This is a genomic window from Pseudomonas moorei, assembly GCF_008801475.1.
GTDB lineage: Bacteria > Pseudomonadota > Gammaproteobacteria > Pseudomonadales > Pseudomonadaceae > Aquipseudomonas > Aquipseudomonas moorei.
This window is the reverse complement of sequence record NZ_VZPP01000007.1, coordinates 280,869-296,095: the sequence shown is the minus strand read 5'-3', so window position 1 is coordinate 296,095 and position 15,227 is coordinate 280,869. Positions and strand designations below refer to the sequence as shown.

Here is a 15,227-nt window from a genome sequence, read left to right as displayed (position 1 = left end):
CCCCTTACAGTTCGAGAATCATTTTCGCGATGATGTTCTTCTGGATCTCGTTGGCCCCACCGTAGATCGAGGCCTTGCGCGCATCCAGATACTGATAGGTGGCCGCGCTGCTGTAGTCGGTGTACAGCAACGCCTCGCTGCCGTAACCCAGCTCATCCTCGATGAACGGCAAGGCATAGGGCCCTACTGCTTTGCTGATCAACCAGGTGATCGCCTGACGAATCTCGGTGCCCTTGATCTTCAGGAACGAACTCTCCGCGCCCGGTACGCCGCCATCGCGAACCGCCGACAGGGTCCGCAGGCTGCTCATTTCAGCGGCCATCAACTGCATTTCGACTTCGGCGACCTGTGCCCGAAACAGTGGGTCGTCGATCAATGGCCGACCATCGCGCCGTTCTTCGCTGGACATGCGTTTGAGACGGCTGAGCAGCGCCTTGTTGTGCGCAATACCGCCAATGCTGGTGCGTTCATGGGTCAGCAAATACTTGGCGCAGGTCCAGCCCTGATTTTCCTCGCCGACCAGGTTGGCCACCGGCACCCGCACGTTATCGAAGAACACTTCGTTGACTTCATGCTCGCCGTCGAGGGTGATGATCGGCCGCACGGTGATGCCCGGGGTCTTCATATCCAGCAGCAAAAAGGAAATACCGCGCTGCTGCCGGGCATCCGGGTCGGTGCGTACCAGACAGAACATCCAGTCGGCATAGTGCGCATACGTGGTCCAGGTCTTCTGCCCGTTGACCACATAGTGATCGCCCTCGCGCACCGCGCGGGTTTTCAACGACGACAGATCGGAGCCCGCGCCCGGCTCGGAGTAACCCTGGCACCACCAGTCATCACAGGTAAGGATGCGCGGCAGAAACCTTGCTTTCTGCTCGGCCGTGCCGAATTTGATGATGACCGGAGCGACCATCTTCAGCCCAAACGACACCACTTTCGGCGCGCCGGCGGCAAAGCATTCCTCGTCGAAAATATGCTTTTGCACATCGTTCCAACCGGTACCACCGAACTCGACAGGCCAGCCTGGGGCCAGCCAGCCTTGCCGGTTGAGTGTGCGCATCCATTGCACTTGATGCTCTTTACTCAAGCGTTTGCCCTGGGAAATGCGCTCGGCGAATTCGCTTGGCAAGTTGTCGCGCAGCCAGCCACGAACATCCTCGCGAAAGGCGCGCTCGTCCGCTGTGAAATCAATGTCCATCAATGAACTCCAAAAACGCAAGGGTGAGCAGGTACTCGAATACTGCTGAAACCCTGTAGGAGCGAGCTTGCTCTCGAAAAACCCGAGAACGCTGCGCAGTGTCAGGCTGCCAGCGTTTTCGTTGACAACCATCGCGAGCGAGCTCGCTCCTACAAGGGCCGTTAAGGGGCTTACTCGTCGAAGATGATCACCGAGCGCGCCAGCTCGCCACGACGCAGCTCATCGAACGCATCGTTGATCTGCTCCAGCTTGATGCGCTGGGAAATCATTTCGTCGAGCTTGAGCTTGCCGGCCATGTAGAAGTCCACCAGGCGCGGCATGTCTACCGGGAAGCGGTTGGAGCCCATCAGCGAGCCCTGGATACGGCGTTCGTGCAGCAGTTGCAGCGGGTCCAGCTCGATTTTCAGGCCGGGCTTGAGCATGCCGATCACGGTGGCGGTGCCGCCGCGCGCCAGCATGGCGAACGCTTGCTCGGCGGTTTGCTTGAGGCCGATGCATTCGAAAGCGTGGTGCACACCGCCACGGGTCAGTTCCATCACTTGTTTGGCGGCATCGCCATCCTTGCCATTGATCAGGTCGGTGGCACCGAACTGCCTGGCCAATTCCAGTTTCGAATCGAGCATGTCGATGGCGATGATCCGCCCTGCCCCGCCCAGCGCCGCGCCGTTGATGGCCGCCAGGCCGATACCGCCGCAACCAATGACCGCCACGGTTTCGCCCGGGCGCACTTTGGCAGTGTTGAATACCGCACCGGTACCGGTCGTCACAGCGCAACCGAGCAGCGCCGCCCGGTCCAGCGGCATGTCGCGACGGATCGCAACGCAGGCGTTTTCGTGCACCAGCATCTGCTCGGCAAAGCCGGACAGGTTGACGAACTGAGGGATCGGCTTTTGCACGTAGGTCAGGCGCGATTCCTCGTCCTTGCCACGCTTGGTTTCCGGCGACACGCAGCGCGCCAGATGGCCGGTCACACAGTGATCGCAGTGGCCGCAGAACACCGTCAGGCAGGTGACCACATGATCGCCCGGCTTGACCGAGCGCACTTCGGAACCGACCTGTTCGACCACGCCGGCCGCTTCATGGCCCAGTACCAGCGGCCCCGGGTACGGGAACGAACCGTCGATGACATGCAGGTCAGAATGGCAGACACCGACCGCTTTGGTGCGGATCAGCACTTCACGGGGGCCGGGTTTGCTGATGCCCACTTCTTCAATGACCAGCGGGGCTCCAACCTGGTGGAATACGGCAGCTTTCATGGCAGTTCTCTCAAGAATGAATGGGGGTTCAGGCCGGATTGGGCAAGTTGCGCAGCACGGCTTTGGCGTGGCTGAAGGTGCGGAAGCCATCGATGCCGTGATAGGCACCCATGCCGCTCTGGCCGACGCCGCCGAACGGCAGGCCTTCGGTACTGGCATGGCTCAATACGCCGTTAAGGGTCACGCCGCCGGAACAGGTACGGGTCAGCACCAAAGCTTCTTCGGCGGCATCGTTGCCGAAGTAGTACAGGGCCAACGGGCGCGGCCGCGCGTTGATCAGGGCGATCACCTCGGCGATGGTGTCGTAGGGTTTGATTGGCAGCAGCGGGCCGAAAATCTCGTCCTGCATCACTTGCAGATCGTTGCCAGGGTCGCGCAGCAGGGTCGGCACAATCTTGTTGAGCTTGCCGTCGCTGAAATCCTCCGCGGCCGCGTTCAGTTCGATCAGCTCGACACCGGCCTCGCGCGCTTCGCTCAGGTAACCCAGCAAGCGTTCGTAGTGACGGCTGTTGATGATCGAGGTGTAGTCGGGATTGTCCTTGAGCGTCGGCAGGAAGCCGGCGACCACCGCCTTGGCGATGGCGATGAAGGTATCGACCGACTCCCGCGGCACGAACACGTAGTCCGGCGCGACGCACAGCTGACCGGCGTTGAGCAGCTTGCCGACGACCGTCTTGGCCACCGCATCCTTGAAGTCCGCGGAGCGGGAAATGATGGTCGGCGACTTGCCGCCCAGCTCCAGGGTCACCGGCACCAGGTTTTCCGCCGCCGCGCGCAACACGTGCTTGCCGATGCTGGTGGCGCCGGTAAATAGAAGGTGATCGAACGGCTGGCCGCAAAACGCCTGGCCGACGTCTGCACCGCCCAGCACCACCGCTACTTCATCTTCGGCATAGACCGAGCGGATCAGCCGCGCGATCAGGGCCGAGGTATGCGGGGTGAATTCCGAGGGTTTGATCATCACCCGGTTGCCGGCGGCCAGGGCACCGGCAAGGCCGCTGAACACCATGTAGCCAGGGACGTTCCAGGCGGTCACGATACCGACCACACCGAGCGGCTGGTATTGAACCCAGGCTTCACCGGCCCTGGCCTGACGTTTTTCCGGGCGCATCCACTCGGCCAGTTCGGCCTTGGTCTGCTTGAGGGTGGCCAGCGGCGACAGCACCTCACTGCCCTTCGAGAATCCAGGGCTGCGATGGCCGAAGTCCGCCGTCAGGGCGTCGATGATTTCCTGTTCGTGGTTGACCAGCAAGCTGATCGCCCGATCGAGCAGCTCACCGCGTTGCCCGGCCGTCCAGGGCTCATTGGCCAGGAAGGCCGCCCGCTGTTTTTCCAGAACCGTGCGGATGTCCGTGCTCGTCCAACTCTCGATGGCGCTCATCTATACCTCTCTTGTTGTTGTCTGGACGCCACCGCGATTGCGCAGCACTGCGTCAGGGCTGCCTGCATGGTTGATCATCGGTCGCGCCGCGCCGCCACCCGGATCAGGTGGGTGGCGTTTTCAGCCGATCGGTTCAGGCCAGGATGCCCATCGCCTTGGCACTGTTGATGGCCTGGGTTCGACGGCAGGCGCCGAGCTTGACGTTGATGTTCTTGGCGTGGGTCTTGACGGTATTGACCGAAATGAACAGGCGATGGCCGACTTCGCGCACCGACATGCCTTCGGCCAGCAACTTGAGTACCGACACTTCGCGGGGTGTCAGGCCGTCCTGGTAATCCGGCACGCCACTGACATGCGCCACCGGGGATTTGTCGCTGTCGGCCTCGCATTCCCGGGACAGGTTGCGGGCTTTTTGCAGGGCGATCGGACGCTGGTAACACGCACGGTCGATCTTGCCCCAGTGCATGCGCCGCTCGGCCTCGTGCAGCAACAGATGCGCCTTTTCGACCTCATCGTTGCGCGAAGCGATCTCGGACAACAGCAGGTAGGCGTTGAGCACGAACGGCGCACAACAGTCGCGTACGTGCAAAAGCCCGTCCTGCACTACTTGCCGGGCTTCTTCGATTTGACCTTGCTGTAACAGCAGCTCGCCTTGCAGGAACATCAGGCGACCGAGCAGTGGATAAGGCTGAGTCCTGCTACCCGTCAGTTGCAAAAGCTCGGTTCGCAACAGCGATTGGGCCAATCCCGACTGCCCTTGAAGCAGCATCAAGCGCACTCGATCAGTGTTCACCAGTACCTCGGCCTCCCGACTGCCCTGGCGCCGCGCCAGCTCCAGGGAATGCTCCAGCAGCACTTGGGCTTCGTTCAGCTCGCCGGTGTTCATGGCGATACGCGCCAGGGTGCAGTGGCACAGCAGCACCGACAGCCAGTCTTGTGCGGTCAGGTAACGCAGGGCGGCATGGCAATGCAGACGCGCCTGTTCGGCATGGCCGCGCAACGCCTGCAAGGTCCCATACAATGCCTGCCAGTTCGCCAGCAAACGCTGACTGCGGTGAGGGTCGGGCAGCGGCAGGAAGTGCCCGAGGCGTTGCAGACACTCCTCGGCTTCATCCAGGCGCCCACTGAACAGCAACGCCTTGGCGCACAAATAGATCAACCGCGAACTGCTCCGGAGCAATTGCGGTTCGATGCGTTCGCGCCAGTCCAGGAAGCGGTCCAGATGCCGCTCGCTCAGAATCCAGCTCAGCCACAACCGCTCCATGTAGTTCGCGGCCACCTCAGGCTGATCGGCACTGAGCGCCTGCTCGACCGCATCATCGACTTGCCCCAGCACACTGAGCAACTGGCAGGCGCGCAAGCGCAGCCGATTCAACGGCGCGCCGCTCAAGCGGTCTTGCAGCGACTGCGCCACCGCCGGCAACACGCGAAACCAGCCGGGCTGATGATCGATCGGAACCAGAAACGCCTGGGCGTCGAGCAGGCTCTTGAACACCCGGGCGCCCTGCTGTTCTTCCCAGAGTTGCTCGCAAAGGTCGGCGCTGGCCTTGGACAAATGGGCCAGGCCGAAGAGGACCTCACACTGTTCTTCGCTCAGGCGCGACAACAGTTCACGTTCGAGGTAGGGGCCGAGTAATGCCGTGGGCAGCAAACGAACCCCGGCGCACCAGCCGGCCGTTTGATGCCACAACTTTTCCCGCGAGGCAGTGTCCGCAGCAGGCGCCAGCAGATTGACCAGCGACTCGAATTCATCAGGGCGCAGGGCCAGTTGCCGGGCATCCAGCTCGAGCAATTCGCCTCTGAGCATCAGCTGCGGCAGGTTCCATTCGGGGCGCTGGCGGCAGGTGACCAGCACTTGCAATTGCGGGTTGTCGAGGGACAGGAGCTGGTCGAACCAGTGGTTCAGGTCGCCCGGCATCTCAGGGGGCAAATCATCGAAGACCAGGCGAAGCGGGCCGGCAGTTACAGATTCATTGCCAGGAAAGGCCTCATCGCGGGCAAGCCCGCTCCCGCAAGGGAATGCGGCCGACCGGGGGAGCGGCGATGGGCCAGTCACCCAATCCCTTGTGTCTATCAATGTCAGAAAGGCATCGGGTGCTGTATCAGGTGCCAGGCCTAGGGCATCAGCCAGCATCAAGCACAAGGATTCCAGCGTCTGCGCTTGGCCGCCAAGACTCACCCAGACCACCCGCCCGGGCGCGGCCAAGTCCCGCAAATACTCGCGCAATAACGCTGTTTTTCCGTAACCGACAGGGGCGCAAAGCAGTTGCAAGCGGCGCTGCTCGCGCTTGAGTACGTCGCACAGATGCGGCCGTGGCACAAACATGGCGGACCTCGCTGATGGTGTGTGGATGCCATCATTGGGCGAGACCGCCGCCAGCGCGCCACCCGCATCAGGTGGTAGCCGACGGAACGCACAACGCCCTGCGAACAGGGCGTTGGGTCAAGCGGGGACAAAGGCTCAGCGGATGCCGGCGTTACGCAGCGCCGATGGCGTGAAGTCGGTCATCTTCGCCGTCATGCCATAGGTGGTTGCATGCTTGGCCTCGTTGGTCATTGCCAGCACGTTGTAGCGACCGGCGATCAAGTCGTAGATGCCGAGCATGGCGAAGTTGGAGGCGCCGCGCTCGTAGTCGTTGAGCGCATAGCCCTCCGCCACACGCCACAGCTGACCACGGCCGTCGTAGTGATCGACCTCGGCCAGTTGCCAGGTGTCTTCGTCGAAGTACATGTCACGCTTGGCATACACGTGACGCTGGCCCGGCTTCAAGGTCGCCTCGACGTGCCACACGCGGTGCAGCTCATAACGGGTCAGGTCCTGGTTGATGTGCCCCGGCTTGATGATGTCGTCGTACTTGAGCTTCGGCGACTGCAACCGATAGTTGTTGTACGGGATCAACAGCTCCTTTTTGCCGACCAGTTTCCAGTCATAGCGATCCGGCGCGCCGTTCATCATGTCGGTGTTGTCGGCGGTCCGCATGCCGTCGGAACCGTTGCCCGGGCCATCGTAGGCCACTTGCGGTGCGCGGCGCACGCGGCGTTGACCGGCGTTATAGACCCACGCCAGGCGCGGTTCCTTGACCTGGTCGATGGTCTCGTGGATCAGGATCACACTGCCGGCCATGCGCGAAGGCGCGGTGATTTCCTGTTTGTAGTAGTACAGAACGTTGTCGCCCTGCCCGGCTTCGACGCCTTCCATCAGCTGCGGGAACGCCAGCTTGTCGTCGTACTCGACGATGGAATACGAGCCGTTGGTCTGCGGTGCCGCCTGCGCCGCCTGGCGCTCCATGTTGCCGCCGCGATAACGGTTGGTGTGGTTCCAGTAAACCTCGACGCCGTTCTTCGGAATCGGGAAAGGGTAGTAGCGGGTTTGCGCGAAGTTCAGCAGGCCATTGCCGTCAGGGGTCAGTTCAGTGGTCACCGCACTTTTCTTGGCGATGTCATAGATGTTCTGTGGCGAAGCTGCCGTGCGATGGGTCTTGTACACCGGGATCTTGTAGCTGTCCGGGTAGCGCTTGAACATCGCCAGTTGACCCGGTGTCAGCTTGTCCTTGTACTGCTCGGCATTGGCCGCGGTGATCACGACCTCTGGCTTCTCGCCGGCAAACGGATCGCCCAGAAAGCCATTGTCGAGCGGTGCCGCACCCGGCTTCAGACCACCGGTCCAGGCCGGGATGCTGCCGTTGGCATTGCCCTCTTTCTGAGCGCCCAGGGGCGTCAGCGTGGTGCCCAACTGAGCGGCCTCCTGGGGCGTGACGGCAGCCATGACGCCGCTGGCCAGCAGCGAGAGACTCAGTGCGCCAGCGCGCAGGATAAAACGTGCGTTCATGTTCAGGATCCTCTGGCAACGTTGCATCAGAAATTCACGCCGAAGCTGAGCGCGACGTAGTCGCGGTCGACGTTGGTGTTGAAATCGCCACCGAAGTAATTGGTGTAACTCAGGCTGGCGGTGTAGGTGTTCTGGTAATCGGCGTCGACACCCAGGCTGACGGCTTTTGAGCCTTCATCGAAGTTCGGGCCATATCCCTCGACGTCATGGGACCAGGCGATGTTGGGCGACAGGTTGATGCCGGCGAACACGTTCGGGTAATCCAGCTTGCCGCGCAGGCGATAGCCCCAGCTGTTGCTGGTGTAGAAACCATCGTCGTTGCATTCCTGCGCCGGGTTGCTCGCCGTCGGCGTGCCCGCAGCGGTACCACGACAGGTGGCTGCACCGGCAACGCCCGGCAGTTCACCGGAGCCGAACGCAGGGCTGCGACCGAAGCGCAGGTCCGTGCCATCCGCCTTGCCCAGGCCACTGATGTGGTTGTAACCGACCTCGCCCACCAGGGTCAGACGACTGGCGCCGAGCACCTGATCGAAGAACTGGGTGGCGGTCACTTGCGCCTGGGTCACCGGCATACGCTTGTAGCCGTTGACCTCGGCGCCCAGGTTGCGTCCGGCGAAGCCGGTGGTGATCAGCGGCGAGGTCGCGCCGAAGGTCGCGGCGGACAATAGGTCAGCCGTGTTCAGCTGCAGCGGCATGTTCGGTCGGTAGCTGACTTCGCCACCCAGTGCCACGCCCTCGACGTTGGTCTGGAAGCTCAGCCCGTACAGATGAATGTCTTCCGGATAATCGATGAAGTAACGGGCACTGCGCGCCGAGGCCACGCCACCGGCCGGGTTGCTCATCTGCGTGATGCTCAGGTAAGGGTTGCGGCTGTGGTAGTTCATCGCGTAGGCGCCGAACTCGGTGTCGTTGGCCTCCGGCACATACCAGCGCAGCGCCAGGCCATACTGACCGCTGTTGCGCGCATCGTTGTCGTTCAGGCGCGGGATGAAGGCGTCATCGGTACCGGCTGCGATGGCGGCCAGACCGCCCGTGTTTTTCGCGGCACCCGGCGGCAGGTCCTGACCGGCGATGACCAGACGGTCATCACAACCTTGGGCTATGCCGTCGCTGCCGAAGAACGTGCCGCAGTTATCGACGACTGATTTATCCCACTGCAGCTGATAAAAACCTTCTGCCGTGATGTTGTCCGCCAGCCCCTGGGACACGTAGAGCAAGTTGACCGGAATCAGGCCTTCCTTCACTTCCGCGCCAGGACGACGCAAGGCGGCGACGTCGACCGGGTTGATGCTGTTGATCGAGTTGCCAATAAACGTACTCTCGCCCCAGCTCACCACTTGCTTGCCCAGGCGCACGTTGCCGACCTGATCGCCGATGGTGTAGTTGTGGTACACGAAGCTGTCGAGGAACATCGCCCCGGACGATCTCGCCGCGCGATCACGACCGCTGTCATTGATGTCGTAGAACGGACGGCTCTCGTCCATCAACTCGAAGTCATACCAATACTTGCCGCGCACGAAGGCACCGCTGTCGCCGTACTTCAGCTCCAGGTCATGCACACCCTTGAAGATCTTCGAGAAGGTTTCACCTTTCTTGAAGTTCAATCGGTTGTCATCGGTGGTGCGCGAAGCGGACTCGCCCCCGGTTACGCCCTGGGAGTTGAAGTTGGAAATGAACTGTTTGTCCGGGTTTGCCGCGGACCAACTGGCACCGATCGACAGCGACGAGTCAAACTTCCCTTCAATTTCCCCGATATTGAAATCGACTGCGTGAGCCTGGTTGCTCGCACAAGTCGCAATGATTACAGCTACGGCCAGCAGACTTGGCTGGAAGACTCCGCGCATTGTTGTTTTTGTCATGCGGTTTCCCCGGTTAAGGATGACGTGGTGAGAGCCCATGCTAGCGAGGCTCCCGGGATGCCCTCACACCCGAATGGGTGATTTGGAGGGCGTGTTTTTTTTCGGTTTTTGTTGCGGTGTAACAGCCCGATCAGAGAGGCGCTCAACGGGCGTTACGCGTGGTGACACTTACCCTGTGAAAGTCGCGGGTCGCTTCTCGATGAACGCCGCCACGGCTTCGCGGTGATCCGCGGTCTGGTGCGACAGCACCTGAAAAGTCGCGGACATTTCCAGCAGCGTGTCGAGTCGCGTGTGCAAGGCTTCGCGCAACAGGCGCTTGGCCAGACGCACGGCATGGGGCGGGTTGGCCGCAATCGCCGCGGCGATTTCCCGGGCACTGTCCAGCAGCTGTTCGGCCGGTACGACGCGGGACACCAGGTTCCATTGCTCGGCCTGGCGGGCGTCGATCATTTGTCCGGTCAGGGTCAATTCGGTAGCCCGCGACAAACCGATGATGCGCGGTAACAACCACGCCCCACCGTCGCCGGGAATGATCCCCAGCTTGACGAAGCTTTCGGCAAACTTCGCCTGCTCGGAGGCCACGCGGATATCGCACATGCAGGCCAGGTCGAGACCGGCACCGATGGCCGCGCCATTGACGGCCGCGATGACCGGCACCTCCAGATTGAACAGCGCCAGCGGCAAACGCTGAATGCCGGTGCGGTACTCCTGACGTAACGCCATGCCCGACATCTGCGCGTAGCGGTCCATGTCGCGCACGTTGCCACCGGAGCAGAACGCGCTGCCGGCACCGGTGATGATGACGGCGCGAACACTGCTGTCGCGCTCGATCCGTTCGATGGCTTCAAGGAACTCGGGCACGGCGCTGTTGCCGGTCAGCGGGTTGCGCCGCTCGGGGTCGTTCATCGTCAGCGTGACGACATGCCCCTCTTGTTCGTACTTCAAAAAGTTGCTCATGGAAGGCGTCCTCAAGCGGGTTGTGACGGGATGACATTGCGCACGAATTCACTGGCGCCAACCTGTGGCTGCGCCAACAGCGCCTGACCAACGAGACCGTTCCAGTGCGTTTCCGAACCTTCGCTGACGCGCCACTCCTGCAGGCGTCGGGTGAACAGTTGCAGATCCAGCTCCTCCGTCACGCCGATGGCACCGAACAATGCGTGCGCAGTGGCGGTGACTTGCGGCACCGCCATGCTGGTGCGCGCCTTGGCGATGGCTGTCGCAAGCGCGTCGGGAACCGTAGCGTTGGAGGCGAAGGCCAGCTCGGCAGCGATGCGCGAAGCCGCCACCTGCTCAGCCATCACGCTGAGCTGATGCTGCACCGCCTGAAACTTGCCGATGGCCTTGCCGAACTGAACCCGGTCATTGCAGTACTCGAGGGTCATGTCGAGCGCCTTTTCCATCGCCCCGGCAATGGCCGCGGCATGAATGGCGGCGCTGAACAGACGAACCTCAGAACCATTGCTGCCCAGGGAAATCCCCTCGGCATCCTGCGGCCAATACAGCGTGGCGCACTGGCTGCCGTGGACACCGCTGCGCACGCGCTGCGCCTGACTGCAATCGAGCAACAGCAGCTCACCGCCCAGATTCACCAACGCGAAGTCGGCCAGGGCGCCATAGGCCATGCGCGGAGCGCACAAACGGCCATCGGCTTCCCGGTAAGCCGTGCCGGCCAGGCTCAGCATGCCGGTCGGTGGCGCATGCGGGCAGTCACGCATCAACGCCCGGGCGGCAATGCTCTGGGCGACCGGAAGCGGCAGGGCATGGCGTCCAAAGGCGAGGAAAATCGGGAACACCGCTGCCAGCGACAGCCCCGCTCCGTCGGCCACTTCCGGCGTCAGCAGCTCCAGAAAACCGCCGTCCTCCAGCTCACGCCACAACGCGCTGGCGCAGTCACCGTTTTCAACCGCGCGGACCTGTGCCGGAGTGCACAAGTCGGTCAGTATTTTCTCTATGGCTTCAGTGAACATGACGATCTTTTCCTATTCGATATCAACGCAGGCCCAGGCCACGGGCGATCATGCCGCGCAGGATTTCCCGGGTGCCGCCGCGCAACGAGAAGGTCGGTGCAACCTGATTCAGGTAGGCGACGGTGCGGTACAACTCCTCGTCGACCGGAGCATCCGGATCAGCACTGATCGATGCGGCGATCGCCGCCGGAATCGCCTGTTCGAATTCGGTGCCGATGTCCTTGACCAACGCGGCCTCCACCACCGGGCTTTCGCCCTTCGCGAGCAACGCCGTCAACGCCAGCGACAGGTTGCGCAGGCTGGTCAGTTGCGTGATGAAACTGCCGAGCAATGCCGTTTCGGCGGCGCTGGCACCGTTGCGACGCAGGGTGTCAGCCCAGAGGTCCAGCAACACCACACTGGAGTAGAAACGCTCCGGCCCGCTGCGCTCGAAAGCAAGTTCGGCGTTGACTTGTTTCCAGCCGCTGCCCTCTTCGCCCACCAAGGCGTCTTCGCCGAGCAGCACATCGTCGAATGCCACTTCGGAGAAATGCGCATCACCGGCGAGGTCGACAATCGGGCGAATGCTGATTCCCGGTTGCTTGAGATCGATGATGAATTGCGACAGTCCGCTCTGGCGGTCTTCGGGCGCACCGCTGGTGCGCACCAGGGCGATCATGTAGTCGGCGTGATGCGCGTTGGTGGTCCAGATCTTGCGCCCGCTCAGGCGCCACCCGCCTTCGCACCGCGTGGCGCGACTGCGCACGCTGGCCAGGTCCGAACCCGAGTTGGGTTCGCTCATGCCAATGCAGAAGAACGCCTGACCGGCGCAGATGCGCGGCAGGTAGAAATCTTTCTGTGCATCACTGCCAAATTTCAGGATCAGCGGCCCGCTCTGGCGATCCGCGATCCAGTGCGCAGCGACCGGGGCACCGGCCGAGAGCAATTCCTCGACCAGTACAAAGCGGCTGAACGCATCCAGCCCGGCGCCGCCATAGGCTTGCGGCAAGGTCAGGCCGACCCAGCCACGCCGGGCCAGTTCGCGGCTGAATGCGGCGTCGAATCCGGTCCAGCTGCGCGCCCGCACATCGGCCGAAACCCGTGGCAGATGCGCAGCCAGAAAATGTTTGACCTCAGCGCGAAAGGCTTCCGCGTGTTCCGGCAGCGCGGTCAAACGGAAGGCGTCGAGCAGGCTGCTCACTGGCCACCTCCGACTTTGCCGTAGAGCGTCACCACACACGCGCCGCCCAGTCCCAGGTTGTGCGCCATCGCCAGGCGTGCGCCCTCGACCTGGCGCTGATCGGCGTTGCCGCGCAGTTGCTGGGTCAGCTCGTAGCATTGCGCCAGGCCGGTAGCACCCAGCGGATGCCCCTTCGACAGCAGGCCACCGGACGGGTTGATGACAATTTGTCCGCCGTAGGTGTTGTCCCCGTCCAGAACGAATTTTTCCGCGCCGCCCTCGGGGCACAAGCCCAGCGACTCGTAGCAGATCACTTCGTTCTGGGCGAAACAGTCGTGCAGTTCGCAGACGTCGATGTCTTGCGGGCCGACGCCGGCCTTCTCGTAGACCTGGCCGACGGCGGCCTGGGTCATGTGCGTGCCGACCCAATCAAGCATCGACGGCTTTTCGAAGTTGAAGGACTCGGGAGTGTCGGTGGTCATTGCCTGAGCAACGATTTCCACGTCACGGCGCAGGCCATGCTTCCTGGCAAAACGCTCGGAAACCAGGATCGCCGCGGCACCGCCACAGGTGGGCGGGCAGGCCATCAGGCGGGTCATGACGCCCGGCAGAATCACCGGGTCGTTCATCACGTCTTCGACGCTGAGCACCTTGCGGAACAATGCGAGCGGGTTGTTGGCAGCATGACGGCTGGCCTTGGCGCGCACGGCGGCGAAGGTTTCCATTTTCATGCCGTACTTCTGGATGTACTCGCGCCCGGCACCACCAAAGGTACGGATGGCCTGAGCCATGCCATCCATATCGGCGGTGAGACCGCGCAGGATCGGCAGGAAACGCTCGCGGGTCGGCGGACGGTCATCCCAATGGGATTTCAGCGCGCCGGCCTGCATTTGCTCGAAACCCACCGCCAGGACGCAATCGACCGAACCGGATTCGATGGCCTTGCGCGCCAGGTACAGCGCGGTGGAACCGGTGGAGCAGTTGTTGTTGACGTTGACCACCGGAATCCCGGTCATGCCCACTTCGTACAACACGGTCTGGCCGCAGGTTGAATCGCCATAGACATAACCGGCGTACGCCTCTTGCACCAGCTTGTAATCGATACCCGCATCGGCCAGGGCGCGACGCACCGCTTCGGCACCCATCTGCACGTAGGTCGGGCTCTCGCTCGGCTTGCGGAACGGGATCATGCCGACACCGGCTACCAGTACTTTTTTGCTCATGCTGTCACCTGAAAAAATGAGGGGGAAAGGATCACAACTGGCGCGCGATCAGTTCGCGCAGCACTTCGCTGGTGCCACCGAAGACACGCGTCACACGCATGTCGACGAAGGCGCGGGCGATCGGGTACTCCATCATGTAGCCGTAGCCGCCATGCAGCTGGACCATGTCGTCAATGCACTTCCACAGGGTTTCGGTGGCGAAGAGCTTGGCGATGGCCGACTCCTGCACCGTGAGGCGACGACGCATGTGCTCGCCGATGTAGTGGTCGATGGTCAGGCGCACGGCCGTGGCCTGGGCCTTGATGTCGGCCAGCTTGAATTTGGTGTTCTGGAAGTCCCAGACGGTCTGGTTGAACGCCTTGCGGTCCTTCACGTACTCGACGGTCTGCTCCAGCAAACGCTCGAGTTTGGCCGCGCTGTACAGCGCGATCACCAGGCGCTCTTGCGGCAGCTCTTCCATCAGGTGCATGAAGCCTTTGTTTTCTTCACCGAGCAGGTTGCCCACCGGCACGCGCACGTTGTCAAAGAACAGCTCGGCGGTGTCGGCGGCGTGCTGGCCGACCTTTTCCAGCTTGCGCCCGCGACGGAAACCTTCACGGTCGCACTCGACCACGATCAGGCTGCAGCCCTTGGCGCCGGCACTCGGGTCGGTCTTGCAGACGACCACCACCATGTCGCAGGTCAGGCCGTTGCTGATGAAGGTCTTGCTGCCGTTGATCACCCACTCGTCACCGTCACGCACAGCGGTGGTGCGGATCGCCTTGAGGTCCGAACCGGTGCCAGGCTCGGTCATCGCCACGGCCAGTACGGTTTCGCCGGTGCAGATTTTCGGCAGCCATTTTTGTTTTTGCTCTTCGGTGCCCAGACGCACGATGTACGGCGCAACGATGTCGGAGTGCACACCCAGGCTCCAGCCCGAGACCCCGGCGCGGTACAACTCTTCGATCAGTACCGCCGAGTGCCCGAAGTCACCGCCACCACCGCCGTACTCGGTCGGCACGGTGAGGCACAGCAGGTTATGGCGACCGGCCTTGAGCCAGGTCTCCCGGTCGACCTGGCCAGCGGCGTCCCACTGCGCCTGCTTGGGCAGGCATTCACGCTCGAAGAAACGGCGCGCGGTTTCACGCAGCATTTCGTGGTCTTCACGGTAGACAGTACGGTTGATGTGCATCGGGATCTCCAGTGGGTTGCCAGGCAAGGCTTGCGCCTGGTTCGTGAGTCCACTGTATTGACGCGGGTGGGTGGTGAAGCCACCCGGATCGGGTAGCGAATGCCTGGAGGAAAACGATCTGAAGCACTGGCGCAAAAACGGTGGGCGCGAGCCTGCTCGCGAAAAGGTCGTCACATTCAAC

Annotated in this window: 11 protein-coding genes; all 11 read right to left on the bottom strand. The window is 62.4% G+C overall.

All coding sequences use genetic code 11. The features are described from left to right. Nucleotides 1-4 precede the first annotated feature (4 nt). A complete protein-coding gene (locus F7R06_RS15835; protein WP_090320341.1) occupies nt 5-1,198 on the bottom strand; it encodes an acyl-CoA dehydrogenase family protein in 1,194 nt (397 codons plus the stop codon). Nucleotides 1,199-1,368: 170 nt separating this feature from the next. Then, nucleotides 1,369-2,454: a Zn-dependent alcohol dehydrogenase gene (locus F7R06_RS15830; protein WP_090320338.1), complete on the bottom strand. Its 1,086-nt coding sequence runs from the start codon at nt 2,452-2,454 to the stop codon at nt 1,369-1,371. A 28-nt stretch (nt 2,455-2,482) separates the two neighbouring features. Then, nucleotides 2,483-3,835, bottom strand: coding sequence for a coniferyl aldehyde dehydrogenase (locus tag F7R06_RS15825; RefSeq protein ID WP_090320336.1), 1,353 nt, complete (start codon nt 3,833-3,835; stop codon nt 2,483-2,485). A gap of 133 nt (nt 3,836-3,968) precedes the next feature. Then, a complete protein-coding gene (locus F7R06_RS31240; RefSeq protein ID WP_090320333.1) occupies nt 3,969-6,161 on the bottom strand; it encodes a LuxR C-terminal-related transcriptional regulator in 2,193 nt (730 codons plus the stop codon). A gap of 135 nt (nt 6,162-6,296) precedes the next feature. Next, nucleotides 6,297-7,664, bottom strand: coding sequence for a DUF1329 domain-containing protein (locus F7R06_RS15815; RefSeq protein WP_090320331.1), 1,368 nt, complete (start codon nt 7,662-7,664; stop codon nt 6,297-6,299). 26 nt (nt 7,665-7,690) lie between these two features. Beyond that, nucleotides 7,691-9,523 carry a DUF1302 domain-containing protein gene (locus F7R06_RS15810; protein ID WP_090320328.1) on the bottom strand — a complete coding sequence of 611 codons (1,833 nt, stop codon included), beginning with the start codon at nt 9,521-9,523 and terminating at the stop codon, nt 7,691-7,693. 168 nt (nt 9,524-9,691) lie between these two features. After that, complete coding sequence (locus tag F7R06_RS15805; RefSeq protein WP_090320325.1) at nt 9,692-10,480, bottom strand: crotonase/enoyl-CoA hydratase family protein; 789 nt, start codon at nt 10,478-10,480, stop codon at nt 9,692-9,694. 11 nt (nt 10,481-10,491) lie between these two features. Continuing rightward, nucleotides 10,492-11,493 carry an acyl-CoA dehydrogenase family protein gene (locus tag F7R06_RS15800; protein ID WP_090320323.1) on the bottom strand — a complete coding sequence of 334 codons (1,002 nt, stop codon included), beginning with the start codon at nt 11,491-11,493 and terminating at the stop codon, nt 10,492-10,494. Nucleotides 11,494-11,515: 22 nt separating this feature from the next. After that, on the bottom strand, nt 11,516-12,673 hold the full coding sequence (locus tag F7R06_RS15795) for an acyl-CoA dehydrogenase family protein (protein ID WP_090320320.1): 1,158 nt from the start codon (nt 12,671-12,673) through the stop codon (nt 11,516-11,518). Then, complete coding sequence (locus F7R06_RS15790; RefSeq protein ID WP_090320317.1) at nt 12,670-13,875, bottom strand: lipid-transfer protein; 1,206 nt, start codon at nt 13,873-13,875, stop codon at nt 12,670-12,672. Before F7R06_RS15790 ends, F7R06_RS15795 begins: the two co-directional genes overlap by 4 nt. Nucleotides 13,876-13,906: 31 nt before the next feature. Continuing rightward, complete coding sequence (locus F7R06_RS15785; protein WP_090320314.1) at nt 13,907-15,046, bottom strand: acyl-CoA dehydrogenase family protein; 1,140 nt, start codon at nt 15,044-15,046, stop codon at nt 13,907-13,909. Nucleotides 15,047-15,227: the final 181 nt, after the last annotated feature.

Bases quoted from the DNA above. Each gene is read 5' to 3' on its own strand.
- F7R06_RS15835 (WP_090320341.1), bottom strand. From the start codon at position 1,198: ATGGACATTGATTTCACAGCGGACGAGCGCGCCTTTCGCGAGGATGTT.
- F7R06_RS15830 (WP_090320338.1), bottom strand. From the start codon at position 2,454: ATGAAAGCTGCCGTATTCCACCAGGTTGGAGCCCCGCTGGTCATTGAA.
- F7R06_RS15825 (WP_090320336.1), bottom strand. From the start codon at position 3,835: ATGAGCGCCATCGAGAGTTGGACGAGCACGGACATCCGCACGGTTCTG.
- F7R06_RS31240 (WP_090320333.1), bottom strand. From the start codon at position 6,161: ATGTTTGTGCCACGGCCGCATCTGTGCGACGTACTCAAGCGCGAGCAG.
- F7R06_RS15815 (WP_090320331.1), bottom strand. From the start codon at position 7,664: ATGAACGCACGTTTTATCCTGCGCGCTGGCGCACTGAGTCTCTCGCTG.
- F7R06_RS15810 (WP_090320328.1), bottom strand. From the start codon at position 9,523: ATGACAAAAACAACAATGCGCGGAGTCTTCCAGCCAAGTCTGCTGGCC.
- F7R06_RS15805 (WP_090320325.1), bottom strand. From the start codon at position 10,480: ATGAGCAACTTTTTGAAGTACGAACAAGAGGGGCATGTCGTCACGCTG.
- F7R06_RS15800 (WP_090320323.1), bottom strand. From the start codon at position 11,493: ATGTTCACTGAAGCCATAGAGAAAATACTGACCGACTTGTGCACTCCG.
- F7R06_RS15790 (WP_090320317.1), bottom strand. From the start codon at position 13,875: ATGAGCAAAAAAGTACTGGTAGCCGGTGTCGGCATGATCCCGTTCCGC.
- F7R06_RS15785 (WP_090320314.1), bottom strand. From the start codon at position 15,046: ATGCACATCAACCGTACTGTCTACCGTGAAGACCACGAAATGCTGCGT.